We start from the raw sequence: 20023 nt of genomic DNA, 5'->3' as shown, positions 1-20023 counted from the left end.
GTGATTTGGGGATCACATGTCGTCGTACTTCACCGACCTGGCCCAGCAGTACATCGACGGTGAGTGGCGTCCGGGCACCGGCTCCTGGGACATCATCGACTTCAACCCGTACGACAACGAGAAGTTGGCGTCGATCACCATAGCCACGGTCGGCGAGGTCGACGAGGCGTACCGGGCGGCGGCCCGCGTCCAGAAGCAGTGGGCGAAGACCAACCCCTACACCCGGCGCGCGGTCCTGGAGAAGGCGCTCAGACTGGTCGAGGAGCGCGAGCAGGAGATCGCCGATCTGATCGTCGCCGAGCTCGGCGGCACCCGGCTGAAGGCCGGTTTCGAGCTGCACCTGGCCAAGGAGTTCCTGCGCGAGTCGATCCAGTGGGCGCTGCGCCCCGAGGGCAAGATCCTGCCCTCGCCGGTCGACGGCAAGGAGAACCGCCTCTACCGCGTCCCGGTCGGCGTGGTGGGTGTGATCAGCCCCTTCAACTTCCCCTTCCTGCTGTCCATCAAGTCCGTCGCGCCCGCCCTCGCGCTCGGCAACGGCGTCGTCCTGAAGCCGCACCAGAACACCCCGATCACCGGCGGTTCCCTGGTCGCCAAGATCTTCGAGGACGCGGGCCTGCCGGGCGGCCTGTTCAACGTGGTCATCACGGACATCGCCGAGATCGGCGACGCCTTCATCGAGCACCCGGTCCCGAAGGTCATCTCCTTCACCGGCTCCGACAAGGTCGGCCGGCACGTCGCCACCGTCTGCGCCGCGAGCTTCAAGCGCTCGGTCCTCGAACTGGGCGGCAACAGCGCCATCGTGGTCCTCGACGACGCCGACATCGACTACGCGGTCGACGCGGCGGTCTTCAGCCGCTACGTCCACCAGGGCCAGGTCTGCATGGCCGCCAACCGCGTGCTCGTGGACCGCTCCATCGCCGACGAGTTCACCGAGAAGTTCGTCGCCAAGGTCAGGACCCTCAAGGTCGGTGACCCGAGCGACCCGCAGACGGTGATCGGCCCGGTCATCAACTCCTCGCAGGCGGACGCCGTCTCCTCCGTCGTCGAGCAGGCGATCAGCGAGGGCGCGACGGCCCTGGTGCACGGCACGACCACCGACAACCTGGTCGAGCCGTCCGTCCTGACCGGTGTCCCCGCCGACTCGGCCCTGCTGCGCCAGGAGGTGTTCGGCCCGGTCGCCTTCCTCATCCCCTTCGACGGCGAGGAGGAGGCCGTACGCATCGTCAACGACACGCCCTACGGCCTGAGCGGCGCCGTCCACACCGGTGACATCGAGCGGGGTGTCGAGTTCGCCAAGCAGATCGACACCGGCATGTTCCACGTGAACGACGGCACCGTCCACGACGAGCCCGTCGTCCCCTTCGGCGGCGAGAAGAACTCCGGCATCGGCCGTCTGAACGGCGAGGGGACCGTCGAGTGCTTCACCACGCAGAAGTGGATCTCGGTGCAGCACGGCCGCAGCGGGTTCCCGTTCTGATTTTCGTCCGGTCGCGCGGGCCATCGAGGACAGGATCTGACCTCGATGGCCCGTAGTTTCATGGGTGTCAGGGGGCAACCCCACAGGACCCGACGAAAGGCGGCCGGTCATGGTCACCCACGTTCCCGCGGAGGCCCGGGGAGACGAGCGCGGAGCGCTGCTCGCGTTCATCGAGGAGCAGCGCGGCGGCATCCGGCGCGCGCTGCTCGGACTGACCGAGGAGCAGGCCGCGAGCAAGCCCAGCGCCAGTGACCTCTCGCTCTCCGGTCTGCTCAAGCACGTCGCCGAGGTCGAACAGAGCTGGATCGCGCGTGCCAAGCAGGAACCGCCGGCGATCCAGCGGGACGAGTCCAACTGGCACGAGACCTTCCAGCTCGTCGGCGACGAGACGGTCGAGTCCCAGCTGGCCCACTGGAAGAAGGTCGCCGAAGAGACCGAGGCGTACGTCCGCTCCGTACCGAGCCTCGACGACACCTTCCCGCTGCCGAACGACCCCTGGTTCCCGCCGGAGGGACGGGTCTCCGTGCGCTGGCTCTGTCTGCACCTGATCCGCGAGACCGCCCGGCACGCCGGCCACGCCGACATCATCAGGGAGTCGCTGGACGGCGCGACCGCCTTCGAGCTGGTGGCGAAGGAGCAGGGCGCCGACTGGGTCTGACCCTCCCGGGTCCTACGCTGGCCCCATGTCAGCCATCCGTCTCCTGGTGCTCGGCGCGGTCCGCCAGCACGGGCGGGCCCACGGCTACCAGGTGCGGGGCGACCTGGAGTACTGGGGCGCCCACGAGTGGTCCAACGCCAAACCCGGCTCGATCTACCACGCGCTCAAGCAGATGGCCAGGCAGGGGCTGCTGCACGCGCACGCGGTCGCGCCGTCCACGGCCGGCGGCCCGCCGCGCACGGAGTACGAGATCACCCACCGGGGCACCGAGGAGTACTTCCGGCTGCTGCGCGAGGCGCTGACCTCGTACGACCAGAAGATGGACGTCAAGTCGAGCGCGATCGGCTTCATGGTGGACCTGCCGCGGCCCGAGGCGGTGACCCTCCTGAAGGAGCGGATCCGGCGCATCGAGCAGTGGCGCTCGTCCGTCTCCGAGCACTACGTGCCCGAGGACGGCCCCGAACAGCTCGGCCACATCGGCGAGATCATGAACCTCTGGATCCACACGGCCGACGCCGAGCTCGAGTGGATCCAGGGGCTGATCGGACGGATCGAGGGCGGGGCGTACACCTTCGCGGGAGAGGGCGAGCCGTTCGTGGGCGTCCTCACCGCCTACCAGGAGAACCCGTACGCCACCGGGGAGCGGCATCCGGAGGACGACCGCTGATCACGTAGCCGCTAGTGATGGAAGCCGGTGGCCGCCTCCTTGTCGCGGGTCCACGGGTGCGGCTGCCGGCGCAGCTCCGGCAGCAGGCGGGTCAGGTCCTCCACGAACAGGTCGGCGAGGTCGGACGAGAAGCCGTTGCGGCACACGATCCGCAGCACGGACAGGTCCTGCCGTTCGGGCGGGAAGGTGTACGCGGGCACCAGCCAGCCGCTCTCCCGCATCCGCCGGGACACGTCGAAGACGTCGTACGACTCCACACCCGGCGCCGTCGTGAAGGCGAAGACCGGCAGTTCGTCGCCCCGGGTGAGGAGCCGGAAGTCGCCGAGCGCCTCGATGCGTTCGGCGAGCCCGGTCGCCACGTCCCGGGTGGCCTGCTGCACGGCCCGGTAGCCCTCCCGGCCCAGCCGCAGAAACGTGTAGTACTGCGCGACGACCTGGGCGCCGGGGCGGGAGAAGTTGAGCGCGAAGGTCGGCATGTCGCCGCCCAGGTAGTTGACGCGGAAGACGAGGTCCTGCGGAAGGGCCTCGCTGTCCCGCCACAGTGCCCAGCCGACGCCCGGGTAGACCAGCCCGTACTTGTGCCCGGAGGTGTTGATGGACGCCACGCGCGGGAGGCGGAAGTCCCACACCAGGTCCTCGTCGAGGAAGGGCGCGACCATCGCGCCGGAAGCGCCGTCGACATGCACGGGGATGTCCAGGCCCGTGCGCTCCTGCAACGCGTCCAGGGCCGCGCACAGGTCCGCGATCGGCTCGTAGGAGCCGTCGAAGGTGGAGCCGAGGATGCCGACGACCCCGATGGTGTTCTCGTCGCACAGCTCGGCGGCGGCCTGCGGATCGAGATGGAACCGGTCGCCCTCCATGGGCACCTGGCGGGGCTCGACCTCCCAGAAGTTGCAGAACTTCTCCCAGCACACCTGGACGTTGACGCCCATCACGAGGTTGGGGCGGGCTCCCGGTGTCCGGTTCCGCTTGCTCCAGCGCCGTTTGAGGGCCATCCCGGCCAGCATGCACGCCTCGCTGGAGCCGGTCGTCGAACAGCCCACGGCCGCCGTCGGATCCGGCGCGTTCCACAGGTCGGCGAGCATGGCCACACAGCGCCGCTCCAGCTCGGCGGTGCGCGGGTACTCGTCCTTGTCGATCATGTTCTTGTCCCGGCACTCCGCCATCAGGACGCCGGCCTGCGGCTCCATCCACGTCGTCACGAACGTGGCCAGGTTCAGCCGTGAGTTGCCGTCCAGCATCAGCTCGTCGTGCACCAGCTGGTACGCCGTCGAGGGCGGCAGCGGAGCGTCCGGCAGCCGGTGTCGGGGCGGTGCCTCGGTCATGCCGCCGACCGGATTGGCCTCCCCGAAGAAGGGGTTGACCGACACCTGGCGCTCTTCGGACTGTGCGGAACCCTTGTGAAGCGGCATGAACCTGTCTCCTCGCGTCTGCTGATGAACGAGTGCCGACGGAAGGGAGTTCCAGGGATCACCCCGGCCGGGCGGAGCCGCGAGCCGTCCCGGGAGAATCGGACTTGCACCTCACGCGACGTGAGGTCCCACCGTGGAGTGCGTACCGAGAAGGGAGCGGACGAAGTGAGCTACTCCGTGGGACAGGTTGCGGGCTACGCCGGCGTCACGGTGCGCACCCTGCACCACTACGACGCCATCGGACTGCTCGTCCCGGGCGAGCGCAGCCACGCGGGGCACCGGCGCTACGGCGAGGCCGACCTCGACCGGCTGCAGCAGATCCTGTTCTACCGGGAGCTCGGCTTCCCGCTCGACGAGGTCGCGGCCCTGCTCGACGACCCGGACGCGGACCCGCGCGCGCATCTGCGCCGCCGGCACGAGCTGCTGACCGCCCGGATCGAGAAGCTGCGGAAGATGGCCGAGGCCGTGGAACACGCCATGGAGGCACGGAAGATGGGCATCAACCTCACCCCGGAGGAACGCTTCGAGGTCTTCGGGGACAAGGACCCCGAGCAGTACGCCGAGGAGGCCGAGCGCCGCTGGGGCGGCACCGAGGCGTACGCCGAGTCACAGCGCCGGGCCGCCGGCTACACCAAGGCCGACTGGAAACGCCTGCAGGCCGAGGTGGACGACTGGAGCACGCGCTACGCGGCCCTGGTGTCCGCCGGTGAGCCACCGGCCTCGGAGGCGGCGATGGACCTCGCGGAGGAACACCGCCTGCACATCCACCGCTGGTACTACGGGTGCGACTACGAGATGCACGGCTGTCTGGCCGACATGTACGTCTCCGACGAGCGCTTCAAGGCGTTCTACGATGCCATGCACCCCGGCCTCGCCGAGCACCTCAGGGACGCGATCCACGCCAACGCGGCCCGGCACGCCGCATGACCGTCCTGGCCCGGGGGCTCACTCCCGGGCCAGGACCACCGCGGTCCCGTAGGCGCACACCTCGGTGCCGACGTCGGCCGCCTCGGTCACGTCGAAGCGGAACATCAGCACCCCGTTCGCCCCACGCGCGCGTGCCTGCTCCACCAGCCGTTCCATGGCCTGGTTCCGGGTCTGCACCAGCGTCTTGGTGAGGCCTCTGAGCTCACCGCCGATCATCGACTTCAGCCCGGCCCCGATCTGGCTGCCGAGGTGCCGGGACCGCACGGTGAGGCCGAACACCTCACCGAGGACCTGCTGCACCTGGTACCCGGGAACGTCGTTCGTCGTCACGACCAACACATCCGGCTGGGGCCCCTGGCCGCCGCCGTACTCATCGATGCCCATGACTCTCAGCTTTGCCCCAGGAGGCGCACAGTGCATCCTGGAGACACCGGTGGAACCTGGGGCGGACACCTTGCGTTGATAGCTTTGTGCGCCCGTAGAAGGTCGCCGTACCTTCCCCCCAGCCCTCAGGGAGCCCGGAACCGTGACGTCGCTTGCCCTCGGCCCGAGCTGGCTCGATCCGAACCACCTTCTCGACACGTTCGGCATCTGGGGTCTGCTCCTGGTCGTCTTCGCGGAGTCGGGCCTGCTCATCGGCTTCTTCCTGCCGGGCGACTCGCTCCTGTTCACCACGGGCCTGCTGATCACCACCAACCAGCTGGACTTCCCGCTGTGGGGAGCGATCGCCCTGATCTGCGTCGCCGCGGTCCTCGGCGACCAGGCGGGCTACATGTTCGGCAAGAAGGTCGGCCCCTCGCTCTTCAACCGCCCCGACTCCCGCCTCTTCAAGCAGGAGAACGTGGTCAAGGCGCACGAGTTCTTCGAGAAGTACGGCCCGAAGTCCCTGGTCCTGGCCCGCTTCGTGCCCGTGGTGCGCACCTTCACGCCGATCATCGCCGGCGTCAGCGGCATGAAGTACCGCTCGTTCGTGATCTTCAACGTGATCGGCGGTGTCCTGTGGGGCGCCGGCGTCACCCTGCTCGGCTCATGGCTCGGCAAGATCGACGTGGTCAGGAACAACATCGAGGCGATCCTCATCCTGATCGTCCTCGTCTCGGTGGTCCCGATCGCCATCGAGTTCCTGCGCGCCCGCTCGAAGGCGAAGAAGAACCCCGAGCGCGCCGCCGCCGAGCCCGTCCAGGAGCAGACCCAGCCCTTCCCGGTGGTCATGGACGACTCGACGACCCAGCTGCGCCGCATCCCGCCGGCGGACCAGCCGTATCAGCAGCCGTACGACCCGAACCAGCAGCAGTACGACCCGAACCAGCAGCAGTACGACCCGAACCAGCCCTACGACCCGAACCAGCAGCAGTACGCCCCGCAGTACCCCCAGCAGACGTACCCGCCGCAGCAGCCGTACGGCGGCGGGCAGCCCCAGCAGCCGTACGGCGCCGGGCAGCCGCAACAGCCGTACGGCGCCGGGCAGAACGGCCAGTACCCCTACAACCAGGGCTACTAGAAACCACGCGTCCGCTTGGCGGCCCGGCGCTTCTCGGCCGAGCCGATCCGCAGGAACAGCCGTGAGATCTCCGATCCCAGGTTGACCCCGATCGCGATGGCCATGGCGAGCGACGCGGCCGTGGCCAGCGACACCAGCCCCTTGTCGACGTTGTTCTGGGCGATCGACAGCAGCCCGAAGTACGTCGACGAACCCGGCAGCAGGGGCCCGATGGCCGCCGTCGTGTACGGCAGCGCGGAAGCGAACCGGTACCGGGACAGCAGCTGCCCGAACAGCCCCACGAGCCCGGCGGCGACGGCCGTGGAGGCGACCGGCGACAGTCCGCCGGGGTAGTGCAGCGCGCCGTACACGCACCACGCGACACCGCCGTTGAGCGTCACCCACAGCACGGTCGAGCGCTCCTGCTGCAGCAGCACGGCGAACGTCAGCGACAGCAGCATCGAGGCGGCGATCTGCCACAGCGGCCGCTCGGCGATCTGCAGGGCCGCGTCCGGGTTCAGCTTGGCGCCCAGGTTCACCCCGAAGTACAGGACGACCAGCACGCCGGTGACGATCCCGACGAACAGGTAGATGACCTCCAGCAGCCGCGCGGAGGCGGTGATGTAGAACCCGGTCAGTCCGTCCTGCACGCCCGCCACCAGCGCCCGCCCGGGAAGCAGCGCGAACAGCCCACCGGTGATGACCGCGGACGCCTTCACGTCCACATGGGCCACGGTCAGCGCGACCCCGATCGCCGCCGGGGGCATGGCGGCGACCGTGAACTGGTAGAACTCCGGCAGCCCGCGCCCCGCGCACAGCCACGCCAGCCGGTCGCCGAACATCGCGCCGAGCATGGCCGCGACGAACACGACCAGATCACCGCCGACGAGCACGGAGGCGGCCCCGGCGAGCAGTCCGCTCGCGCCGGTCAGCACCCAGGTCGGATACGGGTGCCGGTTGCGCCGTATCTCCGCGAGCCGCCGGTAGGCCTCCTCCAGGGAGATGGTGGTCTCCGGGTCGCTGAGGTCGTCCACGAGCCGGAAGACGGCCGCAAGCCGCGTGTAGTCCGTCGCCCGCCGCCGCACGGTCCGCGAGGCCGTCACCGGGTCCTCCACCAGCGAGGGCTGGTAGGAGATCGACAGCAGCGTGAAGGTGACGTTCGGCTCGCAGCGGTCCAGGCCGTAGGACCGGCACACCGCGAACATCGCGGCCTCCACGTCCTCCGCGCCCTCACCGCCGGCCAGCAGCAGCTCCCCGATGCGCAGCGTCAGGTCGAGCACGCGCGGGACGGCGGGACCGCCCTCCTCCGCCTTCGGACCGGGCTCCGGCGCGGGCCGTTCGGCCACCGGCATCCGCAGCATGGTGCGCATGCGGTCCTGCCAGGGCACGTCCTTGGTGAGGCTGACGACGGGGATGCCGGTCGCCGGGGTGAACGCGGCCGGCGCCTGCTTGCTGCTGTAGGTGCGCGGCGCGCTGAACGCGGAGCCCTCGGACTCGGCGTTCGGCGCCTGCGGCACGTCCAGCCCGTCCGGGACGGCGAACTCCGACGTGGTCTCCGGCTCGGCGACCGCTCTGGGGGCCGCGAGCCCGGCCGGAAGGGCGAACTCCGATGTGATCTCGGGATCGAACGTGCCCCTCGCCTCGTCCGACTGCGGTTTGCGGTACTCCGCTTCCGTCACGTGCGCAACGCTCCCTGTACGACACCTCCTGCCGCCCTCAGTATGCGCACAGGCACACGAAGGGGCCGCACGCGCGTGCGTACGGCCCCTTCACAGGAGTTCGGGGCTCAGTGGCCGCCCTGCTCCTTGAACCGCTTGTAGGAGCGCTCGATCTCGGCCTCGGCGTCCGTGCGGCCGACCCAGTTGGCGCCCTCGACGGACTTGCCGGGCTCCAGGTCCTTGTAGACCTCGAAGAAGTGCTGGATCTCCAGACGGTCGAACTCGGAGACGTGGTGGATGTCACGCAGGTGCTCCACGCGCGGGTCCGTCGACGGGACGCACAGCAGCTTGTCGTCACCGCCCGCCTCGTCCGTCATGCGGAACATGCCGATCGCGCGGCAGCGGATCAGACAGCCCGGGAAGGTCGGCTCGTCCAGGATGACCAGCGCGTCCAGCGGGTCGCCGTCCTCGCCGAGGGTGTTCTCGACGAAGCCGTAGTCGGTCGGGTAGGCGGTCGAGGTGAAGAGTCGACGGTCCAGGCGGATCCGACCGGTCTCGTGGTCCACCTCGTACTTGTTCCGCGAACCCTTCGGGATCTCGATCGTGACGTCGAACTCCACCGGTGGCTCCTCCATGATCAACACATAGTTCTGGTGGTTAAGTGTCCCTCACGCACGTGTGTGATCGCGAAAGGGGCTGGTGGTCGTGCCTGAACTGAGGCCTTGGCGAGCCGCGAGACCGCACGTGGTGCGGGCCGCGAACGCCGTACGACCGCGTCTGGCACGGGCCGCCGGGACAGTACGCCCGCAGCTCGAACGAGCCGCGAACGCCGCGCGTCCCCGCCTCGAACGGGCCGCGGCGGCCGCGCGACCGCGGCTCGCGCGGGTGCTGTCGGCGAGACCGAAGACCACCGGGACCTGGCAGTACACCGCGGGTGCCGCCACCGCCGGTGTGGCGCTGGCCGTCACCGTGGTGACCGCCGCCGGCCCCTGGGACTCCACCGGTCAGCGTACGGCCGAGGCGGACCGGGCGGTTGCCCTGGAACGCGCGGGTGGCGCAGATCACGGCCGTACATCCGATACGTCCGACAAAGCCAGGGCGCCCCGGCCCGCGCCGAGCGCCGCCTCGGTTCTGATCGGCCTCGGCGGCTCCGCGAACACGGTGCGATCCGCCCCGGTCGGACCGGCGCTCACCGACGTCCTCACCCCGCTGCTGGGCGACGTGGCCCTCGGCGCCCACCGCGCCGCAGCGGTCGTCGACGTGGCCACCGGCAAGCGCCTCTACGGCACCGGCGCCGACGCCCCGCTCACTCCCGCCTCCACGACGAAGATCGCCACCGCGGTCGCCGCGCTGTCGGCGATGGGCGCCGACCACCACCTCACCACGCGCACCGCCCTGGAACCGGACACCAAGGAACTCGTCCTCGTCGGCGGCGGCGACCCGACGCTGACGGCCCGCAAGGAGGCCGACGGCTGGGCGAGCCTGCGCGACCTGGCCGAAAGGACGGCGACGGCCCTGAAGAAGCGCGGCATCGACCGGGTCACGCTCTCCTACGACACCACCCTCTACACCGGTCCCGCGGTGCACCCCATCGGCGCCGACAACGACAACCTCGCGCCGGTCAGCGCCCTGATGGCCGACGAGGGGCGCACGGACGACTCCACCAGCGGAACCGCGATCCGGGTCGCGGACCCGGCCGCCGACGCGACGACGAAGTTCGCGGGCCTCCTGGCCGCGGACGGCATCCGGACGACGCCCCCGGGCCCGTCCAGGGCGACGGCCCGCGCCAGGACGCTGGCCTCCGTCTCCTCACCGCCGCTCGCCGACCTGGTCGAGCGCATGCTGACCAACTCCGACAACGACATCGCGGAGGCGCTGGCCCGCCAGACGGCGGTGGCGACGGGGAAGCCGGCGAGCTTCGACGGCGGCGCCGCGGCGATCGCCGCCCAGCTGAGGTCCCTCCAACTGCCCGTGAAGGGCGCGCAGTTCCATGACGGCAGCGGCCTGAACCGGGCCGACAGGCTGACGGCCGGCCTTCTGACGGCCCTGCTGGTCAAGGCCGGAGCCCCGGACCACCCCGAACTCCGTCCCGTCCTCACGGGCCTGCCGGTGGCGGGCTTCACCGGCACTCTGGCCAGCCGCTACACGGGCGGCGCGGCAGGGGTCGTACGAGCCAAGACCGGCACCCTGAGCGGCGTGAACTCCCTGGCGGGCACCGTGGTCGACCAGGACGGCCGGCTGCTCGCCTTCGCCTTCCTGGCGTCCGACACGACAAGCAAGGAGGCCGCCCAGTCGGCGCTGGACCGCACGGCGACGGCCCTGGCGGCCTGCGGCTGCCGCTGACCGCTCAGACGCCGGACCGGGTGCCGCGGGCCTCCGCGCCCTGCCCCAAGCGGGAACGCTCACGTACGGTTGACACATGACGAGCATCGGTGGTGCCGAGATGGTCGACTGGAATCTCGCGGTCGCGACCGCGACCCGGCTCGTGCGGCCGGGCCCCGACGTGAGCCGCGACGAGGCCCGAGCGGTCGTCGCGGAACTGCGCCGGCATGCCAAGGCCTCGGAGGAACACGTCCGCGGCTTCACCCGGATGGGCACGGAGGAGACCCACGACACCCCGATCCTGGTCGTCGACCGGCCCGGCTGGGTACGGGCGAACGTCGCCGGCTTCCGGGAGATCCTCAAACCGCTGCTCGAGAAGATGCAGGAGCGGCGCGGCAGCAGCCCCGGCGGCGCGGTCCTCGGCGCGGTCGGCGGCAAGGTCACCGGCGTCGAACTGGGCATGCTGCTGTCGTTCCTGGCCTCCCGCGTCCTCGGCCAGTACGAGACCTTCGCCCCGGCCACCCGCGAGCTGCCGGCCGGCGAGAACGGCGGCGGCCGGCTGCTCCTCGTCGCGCCCAACATCGTGCACGTGGAGCGCGAACTCGACGTGCAGCCCCACGACTTCCGCCTCTGGGTCTGTCTGCACGAGGAGACGCACCGCACGCAGTTCAGCGCGGTGCCCTGGCTGCGCGACCACCTCGAGGGCGAAATCCAGTCTTTCCTGGGGGAGACCGACGTCGACCCGATGACCGTCCTGGAGCGCATCCGGGAGGCCGCCCAGTCCCTCGCGGGCGGGCGCCCCGAGGCCGAGGAGGACGACGGGGGCCGCTCCTTCGTGGAGATCGTGCAGACCCCGGCCCAGCGCGAGATCCTCGGCCGCCTCACCGCCGTGATGTCGCTCCTCGAGGGTCACGCCGACTTCGTGATGGACGGAGTGGGCCCCGAGGTCGTGCCGAGCGTCGCCGAGATCCGCGAGAAGTTCCAGCAGCGCCGCGCGAAGGGCGCCTCCCGGCTCGACATGGCACTGCGCAGGCTGCTCGGCCTGGACGCCAAACTCAGGCAGTACCGGGACGGCGAGCGGTTCGTGCGGGCCGTCGTCGACCAGGTCGGCATGGACGGCTTCAACCGTGTGTGGACGTCCCCGAACACCCTGCCGACCAAGTCGGAGATCGCCAAACCGGCGGACTGGGTCGCGCGGGTGCACCGCAAGAGCGAGTCGTGAACGCCGTGGGGACGTCGTGAACCGAATCCGGCCGACGGCAGGCGAACGCCCCTCCAATCACCCGTCCGAGGGACCGTGAGCCATGGGTAGGCGTGCAATGCTCGGGGAACGGCCCGGTTCTGTCACCATCGACACACTCTGAGTGACCGAACCTCGGGCTCACCCCCGAAAACTTCATGAAGGGAACCGGACATGGGTCCCCATCCTGCGGTCGCGGCGATACGCCTGGCGGTCCGCCGCGTCCTTCACGACATCCTCAACGACGACCAGCCCCCCGCCGGGCGGACCGCGCACGAGCCCCCGCCCGCGCCGCTCGTGCTCGTGGCGTGCTCCGGCGGCGCCGACTCCATGGCGCTCGCCTCCGCCCTCGCCTTCGAGGCCCCCAAGCTCGGCATCCGCTGCGGCGGCGTCACCGTCGACCACGGACTGCAGCCCGGCTCCGATCTGCGCGCCGAGGAAGTCGCCCTGCGGCTGCGCGAGTTGGGCCTGGACCCGGTCGAGTCCGTCGCCGTGACCGTCGGCCGCGAAGGCGGCCCGGAAGCCGCCGCCCGCGACGCCCGGTACGCCGCCCTCGACGCGGCCGCCGCCCGCCACGGCGCCACCGCGATCCTGCTCGGCCACACCCGCGACGACCAGGCCGAGACCGTTCTGCTCGGCCTCGCCCGCGGTTCCGGCATCCGCTCCCTGTCCGGAATGGCCGCGGTCTCGGGGGCCGGCGGCCGTTACCGCCGCCCCTTCCTCGAACTCGACCGGCAGACCGCCCGCAAGGCCTGCATGGTCCAGTCGCTGCCCGTCTGGGACGACCCGCACAACGCCGACCCCGCCTACACCCGTTCACGGCTGCGCCACGAGGGCCTGCCCGCCCTGGAGAAGGCGCTCGGCAAGGGCGTCGTCGAGGCCCTCGCCCGTACCGCGCAGCTCTCCCGCGACGACGCCGACGCCCTCGACGCCTGGGCCCGCCAGGCCGAGGCCGCCGTGCGGGACAGCGCGGGCCTGCTGGAGTGTGCCAAGCTCTACGCCCTGCCGCCCGCCGTGCGCCGTCGCATCCTGCGCCAGGCGGCCATCGAGGCCGGCGCCCCGGCCGGCTCGCTGTTCGCCCGCCACATCGAGGAAGTCGACCGGCTGATCACCGGCTGGCGCGGCCAGGGAGCCATCAATCTCCCGGGCAAGGTCGTCGCCCAGCGCCAGGGTGGCAGACTGGTGATTCGGCAAGGCTGAACCTCATCCCGTTTTGTGCGGGATCCGGCCCCGCTTCCGGGGCCGGGCAGCCGGTGGGACGACCGAAAGTGATGCGGGTGGACGCGAAAGACATGGGTGCCGACCTCAAGCAGGTGCTCATCACCAAGGAAGAGATCGACGCGAAGCTCGTCGAGCTGGCCGCGAAGATCGACGCGGAGTACGCGGGCAAGGACCTGCTCATCGTCGGTGTCCTCAAGGGCGCGGTGATGGTCATGGCCGACCTGGCCCGGGCGCTGTCCACCCCCGTCACCATGGACTGGATGGCCGTGTCGTCGTACGGCGCGGGCACCCAGTCCTCCGGCGTGGTGCGGATCCTGAAGGACCTCGACACCGACATCAAGGGCCGGCACGTCCTGATCGTCGAGGACATCATCGACTCCGGACTGACGCTGTCGTGGCTGATCAACAACCTCGGCTCGCGTGAGCCGGAGTCGCTGAAGATCTGCACCCTGCTGCGCAAGCCGGACGCCGCGAAGGTCGCCATCGACGTCGAGTGGGTCGGCTTCGACATCCCGAACGAGTTCGTCGTCGGTTACGGTCTGGACTACGCGGAGAAGTACCGGAACCTCCCGTTCGTCGGTACGCTCGCCCCCCACGTCTACGGCGGCTGAGCCGGCCTTGGCGCCAAGCGAGCCGTCTTTGTAGGACGATCGGGAACCCCGGCGGGTTTCGCGCCGTTGGAGCATGCAGAGGCGGGAATGCCGGCCGTCCGAGCCGCTGAGTGCGGCTTCGGGCAACAATGCTGGGGTACCGTCAGAAGAACTGTCTTATCAAACTCACTATGGCAGGAGGGACGGGGCGACACCGCTCCGTATGGATGGACGTGAAGCGATACTTCCGTGGGCCGGTCATGTGGATCGTGCTGGCCGTCCTTGCCGTGGTCGTGTTGATGCAGGTCGTCGGCTCGTCCGGCGGCTACAAGACGGTGGACACCGGCCAGGTCGTGGCGGCGATCAACGACAACAAGGTGGAGAGCGTCAAGCTCACCACCGGTGACGAGCAGACCGTCAAGGCCCAGCTCAAGGACGGTTTCAAGGTCGAGGGCAGCTCGAAGATCCAGGCGAGCTACATCGGCGACCAGGGCGTGGCCATCGCCAACACGCTGCAGAACAAGTACCAGGACAAGCAGATCCCGGACGGCTACACCGTGTCGCCGTCCAAGCAGAACCCGTTCCTCGGCATCCTGCTCTCCCTGCTCCCCTTCGTCCTGATTGTGGTCGTCTTCCTGTTCCTGATGAACCAGATGCAGGGCGGCGGCTCCCGAGTGATGAACTTCGGGAAGTCCAAGGCCAAGCTGATCACCAAGGACACCCCGAAGACGACGTTCTCCGACGTCGCGGGCTGCGACGAGGCCGTCGAGGAACTCCACGAGATCAAGGAGTTCCTGCAGGAACCGGCGAAGTTCCAGGCCGTCGGCGCCAAGATCCCCAAGGGTGTGCTGCTGTACGGCCGCCCCGGTACCGGCAAGACGCTGCTCGCGCGAGCGGTCGCCGGTGAGGCGGGGGTCCCCTTCTACTCGATCTCCGGTTCCGACTTCGTCGAGATGTTCGTCGGTGTCGGTGCCTCCCGGGTCCGTGACCTGTTCGAGCAGGCCAAGGCGAACGCCCCGGCGATCGTCTTCGTCGACGAGATCGACGCGGTCGGCCGCCACCGCGGCGCCGGCCTCGGCGGTGGTCACGACGAGCGCGAGCAGACGCTGAACCAGCTGCTCGTCGAGATGGACGGTTTCGACGTCAAGGGTGGTGTGATTCTCATCGCAGCCACCAACCGTCCGGACATCCTCGACCCGGCCCTTCTGCGGCCCGGCCGCTTCGACCGCCAGATCGCGGTCGACCCGCCGGACCTGCAGGGCCGCCTGGAGATCCTCAAGGTCCACCAGAAGGGCAAGCCGGTCGCCCCGGACGTCGACCTCGCGGCCGTCGCCCGCCGGACGCCGGGCTTCACCGGCGCCGACCTGAGCAACGTCCTCAACGAGGCCGCCCTGCTCACGGCCCGCAGCGACCGCAAGCTGATCGACAACTCCATGCTGGACGAGGCGATCGACCGCGTGGTGGCGGGCCCGCAGAAGCGGACCCGGATCATGTCGGACAAGGAGAAGAAGATCACCGCGTACCACGAGGGCGGACACGCCCTGGTCGCGGCGGCCTCCCCGAACTCCGACCCGGTCCACAAGATCACGATCCTCTCCCGGGGACGTGCTCTGGGCTACACGATGGTCCTGCCGGACGAGGACAAGTACTCGACCACCCGCAACGAGATGCTCGACCAGCTCGCCTACATGCTGGGTGGTCGCGCGGCCGAGGAACTGGTCTTCCACGACCCGACCACGGGCGCGGCGAACGACATCGAGAAGGCCACCGCCACGGCCCGCGCGATGGTCACCCAGTACGGCATGACCGAGCGTCTGGGCGCCATCAAGTTCGGCGGCGACAACACCGAGCCGTTCCTCGGACGTGAGATGGCTCACCAGCGCGACTACTCGGAAGAGGTCGCCGCGCTGGTGGACGAGGAAGTCAAGAAGCTCATCGAGAACGCGCACAACGAAGCCTGGGAGATCCTGGTCGAGAACCGCGACGTCCTCGACAACCTCGTCCTGCAGCTGCTGGAGAAGGAGACGCTGGGCAAGGAGCAGATCGCCGAGATCTTCGCTCCCATCGTCAAGCGCCCGCCGCGTCCGGCCTGGACCGGCTCCTCCCGCCGCACGCCGTCCACCCGTCCGCCGGTGCTCTCCCCGAAGGAGCTCGCACTGACGAACGGCGCCAACGGCGCGACCCCGGCGATCTCCACGGCCAAGTCGACGGTGACGGAGCACACCCCGGTGGCCGAGCCGGCTCCGGAGGAGCGTCCCGAGAGCTGACGCCAATTCCGGCCACCGAGACCGGAATGGATGCACGCGCCCCCCAGGTTCTAGCCTGGGGGGCGCGGCATTTGTGGCTGTGCGCAGGTGACACCAGAGGAACGAGGCACGAGATGACCGACCCTGTGACGCTGGACAGCGAGGGCGAGATCGGCGAGTTCGACGAGAAGCGTGCCGAGAACGCCATCCGCGAACTGCTGATCGCGGTCGGCGAGGACCCTGACCGGGAGGGCCTCAAGGAGACGCCGGCGCGGGTGGCGCGGGCGTACAAGGAGATTTTCGCGGGCCTGTGGCAGAAGCCCGAGGACGTGCTGACGACGACGTTCGACCTGGGCCACGACGAGATGGTGCTGGTGAAGGACATCGAGGTGCTCAGCTCGTGCGAGCACCATCTGGTTCCGTTCGTCGGGGTCGCCCACGTCGGCTACATCCCGTCCGCCGACGGCAAGATCACGGGCCTGTCGAAGCTGGCCCGGCTCGTGGACGTCTACGCCCGCCGTCCGCAGGTGCAGGAACGACTCACCACGCAGATCGCCGACTCCCTGATGGAGATACTGGAGCCGCGTGGCGTGATCGTCGTCGTCGAGTGCGAGCACATGTGCATGTCGATGCGGGGTGTCCGCAAGCCGGGGGCGAAGACCATAACGTCGGCGGTCCGTGGCCAGCTGCGCGATCCCGCCACCCGCAACGAGGCGATGAGCCTCATCATGGCGCGCTGACGGCCCTACGCCGTCGAGGCCGCCCCGTTGTTGTGCTCGTCGTCCTCCGGGAGCTTGCAGACCCGCTCGAGGAAGATGGCCGCCACTATGACCGCGATGCCCGCCACGACCGAGAAGCCGGCGTAGATGGCCTGATCGCGGCGGGCCGGGATGTCGAGGAGTTCCAGCAGGAAGACGCCCGTGCCGCCGTACATCCCGGCGACCAGGGCGGCCACCAGGGCGCTGGCCTGGCCGAAGACGACCGCGCGGGCCGCCATCAGCGGGTCCACGCCCTTGGCCTCGGGGCGGCGCTCGCGCTGGGCCTTGAGACGGCCGCGGATCGAGAGCGCCGTGGCCGTCAGGACCACCGCGATCAGGGCCAGGACGATCGGCGCGGCCAGGGGGACGCTCGGCAGGGTCCCGATCGAGTTCCACAGGCGGGCGCCCGCCCAGGACAGGATGGCGGCCACGAAGAACACTCCGACCAGCACCCTGATGCGCAGCTCTCTCACGGTGTCCCTTCAGCTCCCCCGGATCCCGGGATCGTCCCGCGGCCTGTGGTCGTCCCGGCCTCGCCCTGACCTTAACGACTACTCGGGCAGGTGGAGTTCCAGGTCCTTGCGGGGAGTCACGCCGTCGCGGGTGACGGCGGCGAGGAGATCGGCGACCGCGCCGCGGCCGGGCAGCCGCGCCTCGGGCTCCAGATCGTGCCAGGGAGCGAGGACGAAGGCACGCTCGTGGGCGCGCGGGTGGGGGAGGGTGAGACGCGGGTCGGCGTCGACGACGTCGGCGTACGCGACGATGTCGACGTCCAGGGTGCGGGCGCCCCAGCGCTCGTCCCGGACCCGGTGGAAGGCCTCCTCGACCGCGTGCGCCCGCTCCAGGAGCGAGGACGGCGGCAGGGTGGTCTTCAGCACGACCACGGCGTTGAAGTACGAGGGCTGGCTGCCGGGCTCGACGCCCCACGGCTCCGTCTCGTACACCGGCGACACGGCCTTGACCCGGACGCCCGGGGTGTCCTCCAGGGCGTCGATGGCGCCCTGGAGGGTCTCCAGGCGGTTGCCGAGGTTGGAGCCGAGGGAGATCACGGCGCGTTGGGGGTTGTGCAGGGTGGTGTCGGCGGCGTCCACCTGCTGCACGACGGAGGCGGGCACCGGCTGTACGGTCGGGTCGCTGTGCCCCTCGGTGAAGAACGCGGTCATACTCGGCTCCGGGTGATGGTGACGGTCACGTCGTCGAAGGGGACGGTGATCGGCGCGTCCGGCTTGTGGACGCAGACCTCGACCTCCTGGACCCCGTCGTGCTTCAGACAGGCCTGGGCGATGCGCTCGGCGAGCGTCTCGATGAGATTGACGGGTTCGCCCTCGACGACGGCCACGACCTCCTCCGCCACGATGCCGTAGTGCACGGTCTTCGCCAGGTCGTCGTCCGCCGCGGCCGGCCGGGTGTCCAGGCCGAGGACGAGGTCCACCAGGAAGGTCTGGCCCTCCTCGCGTTCCTTGGGGAACACACCGTGGTGCCCGCGGGCCTTCAGGCCGCGCAGCGCGACACGATCCACGCGAATCACTCCTGCAATCGTCGGTGACGGCCGGTCGGTGCCGTGTGCGGGCGGCACACCGGCCTCGAACGAATCTACCTGCGGGCACTGACAGGGCCGGGCCACCCGGCCGCGGGCCCGAGCCGGGGCCAGGAGGTTTCATCGTCTGTTTCCCCTGGGGAACCCGGTCGCTCACGGGTTGGTAGCCGCCCCTACCCAGGCCGTCGTGATTCCAACCACTTCTTGCTCCCGGTGGGTGTTCCGGGCGCCGGCGGACGGTCTCGGCCCGTGAATGTCCTCATCGGGCGACTACCCCGTCAGGACGGTGTGTCCCCGTCCTCGTCCTCGTCGTTTTCGGCCAGAACGGGGGAGGCGTGGTGGGACCACAGCTTCCAGCCGTCGGGGGTGCGGCGGAACACGTTGGTCGCGACCACCAGCTGGCCCACCAGAGGTCCCAGCTCCTCGTCGCCCTTGGGGGCCGGACCGCCGCTGAGGATGTTCTCGGTGCAGGTGACCAGAGCCGTGTCGCCGGTGACCGAGACATGCACGTCGGTCAGGAAGAACTGGATGTAGTCGGTGCCCGCCATGATCAGCGCGTACGACCTCAGGACCTCGCCGCGACCGGTCAGCACGGGCCAGCCCGGGTGCACGCAGGAGACCACACCGGTGTCCGCCGGGTCGTGGTACTCCTCGTCGACGCCCAGGTCGGCGGGGCTCAGCCAGAGCGAGGACACATCTTCGAAGTCACCGCGCTCCAGGGCCTCGTAGAACGCGGTGTTGGCCGCCTCCACCTGCTCGACATCGGTGTGGGGGGCGCTCACCGGGCTCCTTCTGAGCCGTGGGAGTCGTGCGCGCCGGGCGCGTGTTCCGGATCGCGCGCCCCGCGCGGGGTGCCGGCGCCCGGCGCACTTCCAGCCGCGCGCGCTTGTTCCACGGCGTGCGCGACCCGTACCGCGTCCGCTGTCGCGCGGACCTCGTGCACACGGACCGCCCACGCGCCGGCCTGCGCGGCGAGGGCGGAGACGGCGGCCGTGGCGGCGTCCCGCTCGCGCGCGGGCGGGGGCGCGCCCTCCGGGCCGGCGAGCACGCGCCCCAGGAACCGCTTGCGGGAGGCGGCGACGAGCAGGGGGCGGCCGAGACCGAGCAGACGGTCGAGGTGGGCCAGCAGGACGAGGTCGTGCTCGGCGTCCTTGGAGAAGCCGAGACCGGGGTCGACGACGATCCGGTCGGGGGCGATGCCGCCGGCGAGGACGGCGTCCACGCGCGCGTGGAGTTCGTCGACGACCTCGGCGACCACGTCCTCGTACACCCCCCTGACGTTGCCGCCCTCCAGGAAGCCGCGCCAGTGCATGACGACGAAGGGGGCGCCCGAGGAGGCGACGACGGGGATCATCGCGGGGTCGGCGAGGCCGCCGCTGACGTCGTTGACGAGGGCCGCGCCGGCGGCGAGGGCCTGCTCGGCGACGGACGCGCGCATGGTGTCGACGGAGACCGTGACGCCTTCGGAGGCGAGGCCGCGGACGACGGGGACGACGCGCCTGAGTTCCTCGGCGGCGTCGACGCGGGTGGCGCCGGGGCGGGTGGACTCACCGCCGACGTCGACCAGGTCCGCGCCCTCGGCGACCAGCTCCAGGCCGTGCTTGACGGCTGCCGTGGTGTCGAAGAAGCGGCCGCCGTCGGAGAAGGAATCGGGCGTGACGTTCACGACTCCCATGACCGCGCAGCGGTCCCACTGCGGAAGGCCCGCGACGCGCCCGCGTCCGCTCTCATTGCTCATACGTTCAGCGTAGGCCCCACAACGGGCCCGAAGACGCCGCGGCCCGGCCGGAGGCCCCGGGGGACGGGGCGGCTCTCCGGCCGGGTCGGCAT

General features: G+C 70.3%; 20 protein-coding genes. 11 read left to right on the top strand and 9 right to left on the bottom strand.

Translation table 11 applies throughout. The features are described from left to right. Nucleotides 1-16 precede the first annotated feature (16 nt). The 3 genes from ACWCQ1_RS14410 (at nucleotide 17) to ACWCQ1_RS14400 (ending at nucleotide 2802) form a co-directional block, all read left to right on the top strand. Nucleotides 17-1477 (top strand): aldehyde dehydrogenase family protein, encoded by a 1461-nt coding sequence (locus ACWCQ1_RS14410; protein WP_133044267.1) that lies wholly within the window; start codon nucleotides 17-19, stop codon nucleotides 1475-1477. Between the two features lie 109 nt (nucleotides 1478-1586). Then, nucleotides 1587-2135, top strand: a complete 549-nt coding sequence (locus ACWCQ1_RS14405; RefSeq protein ID WP_358602310.1) for a DinB family protein — start codon at nucleotides 1587-1589, stop codon at nucleotides 2133-2135. A 25-nt stretch (nucleotides 2136-2160) separates the two neighbouring features. Then, nucleotides 2161-2802: a PadR family transcriptional regulator gene (locus ACWCQ1_RS14400; RefSeq protein ID WP_451026594.1), complete on the top strand. Its 642-nt coding sequence runs from the start codon at nucleotides 2161-2163 to the stop codon at nucleotides 2800-2802. Nucleotides 2803-2813: 11 nt separating this feature from the next. On the opposite strand, the gene ACWCQ1_RS14395 is transcribed toward ACWCQ1_RS14400, so the two are convergent. Further along, nucleotides 2814-4214, bottom strand: a complete 1401-nt coding sequence (locus ACWCQ1_RS14395; protein ID WP_133044270.1) for a glutamate decarboxylase — start codon at nucleotides 4212-4214, stop codon at nucleotides 2814-2816. 165 nt (nucleotides 4215-4379) lie between these two features. Here ACWCQ1_RS14395 and ACWCQ1_RS14390 point away from each other — a divergent pair, with 165 nt between their 5' ends. Next, on the top strand, nucleotides 4380-5141 hold the full coding sequence (locus ACWCQ1_RS14390; RefSeq protein WP_133044271.1) for a MerR family transcriptional regulator: 762 nt from the start codon (nucleotides 4380-4382) through the stop codon (nucleotides 5139-5141). Nucleotides 5142-5159: 18 nt separating this feature from the next. Here the strand turns inward: ACWCQ1_RS14390 and ACWCQ1_RS14385 are convergent, their stop codons facing one another. After that, the gene (locus ACWCQ1_RS14385; protein WP_358602317.1) at nucleotides 5160-5525 is read right to left on the bottom strand and encodes a YbjQ family protein; all 366 of its coding nucleotides are present in this window, start codon (nucleotides 5523-5525) and stop codon (nucleotides 5160-5162) included. A gap of 142 nt (nucleotides 5526-5667) precedes the next feature. On the opposite strand from ACWCQ1_RS14385, the gene ACWCQ1_RS14380 reads away from it, so the two are divergent. Further along, entirely contained in the window at nucleotides 5668-6642 is a 975-nt protein-coding gene (locus tag ACWCQ1_RS14380) for a DedA family protein (protein WP_451026593.1), read from the top strand. On the opposite strand, the gene ACWCQ1_RS14375 is transcribed toward ACWCQ1_RS14380, so the two are convergent. Then, nucleotides 6639-8300, bottom strand: a complete 1662-nt coding sequence (locus ACWCQ1_RS14375; protein WP_358602323.1) for a threonine/serine exporter family protein — start codon at nucleotides 8298-8300, stop codon at nucleotides 6639-6641. The genes ACWCQ1_RS14380 and ACWCQ1_RS14375 overlap by 4 nt on opposite strands. A 107-nt stretch (nucleotides 8301-8407) precedes the next feature. Next, entirely contained in the window at nucleotides 8408-8899 is a 492-nt protein-coding gene (locus ACWCQ1_RS14370; protein ID WP_029394330.1) for an inorganic diphosphatase, read from the bottom strand. A 79-nt stretch (nucleotides 8900-8978) separates the two neighbouring features. Here ACWCQ1_RS14370 and dacB point away from each other — a divergent pair, with 79 nt between their 5' ends. The 6 genes from dacB to folE all read left to right on the top strand — a co-directional run bounded on the left by dacB (nucleotide 8979) and on the right by folE (nucleotide 16638). Further along, on the top strand, nucleotides 8979-10622 hold the full coding sequence (gene dacB, locus ACWCQ1_RS14365) for a D-alanyl-D-alanine carboxypeptidase/D-alanyl-D-alanine endopeptidase (RefSeq protein WP_451026592.1): 1644 nt from the start codon (nucleotides 8979-8981) through the stop codon (nucleotides 10620-10622). Nucleotides 10623-10698: 76 nt separating this feature from the next. Continuing rightward, on the top strand, nucleotides 10699-11823 hold the full coding sequence (locus ACWCQ1_RS14360) for a zinc-dependent metalloprotease (RefSeq protein WP_133044276.1): 1125 nt from the start codon (nucleotides 10699-10701) through the stop codon (nucleotides 11821-11823). Nucleotides 11824-12015: 192 nt separating this feature from the next. Next, nucleotides 12016-13041: a tRNA lysidine(34) synthetase TilS gene (tilS, locus tag ACWCQ1_RS14355; RefSeq protein ID WP_133044277.1), complete on the top strand. Its 1026-nt coding sequence runs from the start codon at nucleotides 12016-12018 to the stop codon at nucleotides 13039-13041. 71 nt (nucleotides 13042-13112) lie between these two features. Beyond that, complete coding sequence (gene hpt / locus ACWCQ1_RS14350; protein WP_133044376.1) at nucleotides 13113-13673, top strand: hypoxanthine phosphoribosyltransferase; 561 nt, start codon at nucleotides 13113-13115, stop codon at nucleotides 13671-13673. 206 nt (nucleotides 13674-13879) lie between these two features. Beyond that, nucleotides 13880-15919: an ATP-dependent zinc metalloprotease FtsH gene (gene ftsH / locus ACWCQ1_RS14345; protein ID WP_133044278.1), complete on the top strand. Its 2040-nt coding sequence runs from the start codon at nucleotides 13880-13882 to the stop codon at nucleotides 15917-15919. Nucleotides 15920-16032: 113 nt separating this feature from the next. Continuing rightward, nucleotides 16033-16638, top strand: a complete 606-nt coding sequence (folE, locus tag ACWCQ1_RS14340) for a GTP cyclohydrolase I FolE (RefSeq protein WP_133044279.1) — start codon at nucleotides 16033-16035, stop codon at nucleotides 16636-16638. A gap of 5 nt (nucleotides 16639-16643) precedes the next feature. On the opposite strand, the gene ACWCQ1_RS14335 is transcribed toward folE, so the two are convergent. From ACWCQ1_RS14335 to folP, 5 genes are all read right to left on the bottom strand, one after another. Next, nucleotides 16644-17129 carry a DUF3180 domain-containing protein gene (locus tag ACWCQ1_RS14335; RefSeq protein WP_133044280.1) on the bottom strand — a complete coding sequence of 162 codons (486 nt, stop codon included), beginning with the start codon at nucleotides 17127-17129 and terminating at the stop codon, nucleotides 16644-16646. 78 nt (nucleotides 17130-17207) lie between these two features. Then, the gene (folK, locus tag ACWCQ1_RS14330) at nucleotides 17208-17819 is read right to left on the bottom strand and encodes a 2-amino-4-hydroxy-6-hydroxymethyldihydropteridine diphosphokinase (RefSeq protein WP_133044281.1); all 612 of its coding nucleotides are present in this window, start codon (nucleotides 17817-17819) and stop codon (nucleotides 17208-17210) included. Continuing rightward, nucleotides 17816-18175 carry a dihydroneopterin aldolase gene (gene folB / locus ACWCQ1_RS14325; RefSeq protein WP_133044282.1) on the bottom strand — a complete coding sequence of 120 codons (360 nt, stop codon included), beginning with the start codon at nucleotides 18173-18175 and terminating at the stop codon, nucleotides 17816-17818. The genes folK and folB overlap by 4 nt, the downstream gene beginning before the upstream one ends. Nucleotides 18176-18471: 296 nt before the next feature. Next, complete coding sequence (locus tag ACWCQ1_RS14320) at nucleotides 18472-18975, bottom strand: nuclear transport factor 2 family protein (protein WP_451026591.1); 504 nt, start codon at nucleotides 18973-18975, stop codon at nucleotides 18472-18474. Beyond that, nucleotides 18972-19931 carry a dihydropteroate synthase gene (gene folP, locus ACWCQ1_RS14315; protein ID WP_451026590.1) on the bottom strand — a complete coding sequence of 320 codons (960 nt, stop codon included), beginning with the start codon at nucleotides 19929-19931 and terminating at the stop codon, nucleotides 18972-18974. Before folP ends, ACWCQ1_RS14320 begins: the two co-directional genes overlap by 4 nt. Nucleotides 19932-20023 lie beyond the last annotated feature (92 nt).

Source organism: Streptomyces sp. NPDC002144, from assembly GCF_053593695.1.
Note: the sequence above shows the minus strand (reverse complement) of the source record. Positions and strands in the feature narration are given on the sequence as shown.

Coding starts and splice junctions, on each gene's coding strand:
- ACWCQ1_RS14410 (WP_133044267.1), top strand. CDS start 17: ATGTCGTCGTACTTCACCGACCTGGCCCAGCAGTACATCGACGGTGAG.
- ACWCQ1_RS14405 (WP_358602310.1), top strand. CDS start 1,587: ATGGTCACCCACGTTCCCGCGGAGGCCCGGGGAGACGAGCGCGGAGCG.
- ACWCQ1_RS14400 (WP_451026594.1), top strand. CDS start 2,161: ATGTCAGCCATCCGTCTCCTGGTGCTCGGCGCGGTCCGCCAGCACGGG.
- ACWCQ1_RS14395 (WP_133044270.1), bottom strand. CDS start 4,214: ATGCCGCTTCACAAGGGTTCCGCACAGTCCGAAGAGCGCCAGGTGTCG.
- ACWCQ1_RS14385 (WP_358602317.1), bottom strand. CDS start 5,525: ATGGGCATCGATGAGTACGGCGGCGGCCAGGGGCCCCAGCCGGATGTG.
- ACWCQ1_RS14360 (WP_133044276.1), top strand. CDS start 10,699: ATGACGAGCATCGGTGGTGCCGAGATGGTCGACTGGAATCTCGCGGTC.
- tilS (WP_133044277.1), top strand. CDS start 12,016: ATGGGTCCCCATCCTGCGGTCGCGGCGATACGCCTGGCGGTCCGCCGC.
- hpt (WP_133044376.1), top strand. CDS start 13,113: ATGCGGGTGGACGCGAAAGACATGGGTGCCGACCTCAAGCAGGTGCTC.
- ftsH (WP_133044278.1), top strand. CDS start 13,880: ATGGACGTGAAGCGATACTTCCGTGGGCCGGTCATGTGGATCGTGCTG.
- folE (WP_133044279.1), top strand. CDS start 16,033: ATGACCGACCCTGTGACGCTGGACAGCGAGGGCGAGATCGGCGAGTTC.
- folK (WP_133044281.1), bottom strand. CDS start 17,819: ATGACCGCGTTCTTCACCGAGGGGCACAGCGACCCGACCGTACAGCCG.
- folP (WP_451026590.1), bottom strand. CDS start 19,931: ATGAGCAATGAGAGCGGACGCGGGCGCGTCGCGGGCCTTCCGCAGTGG.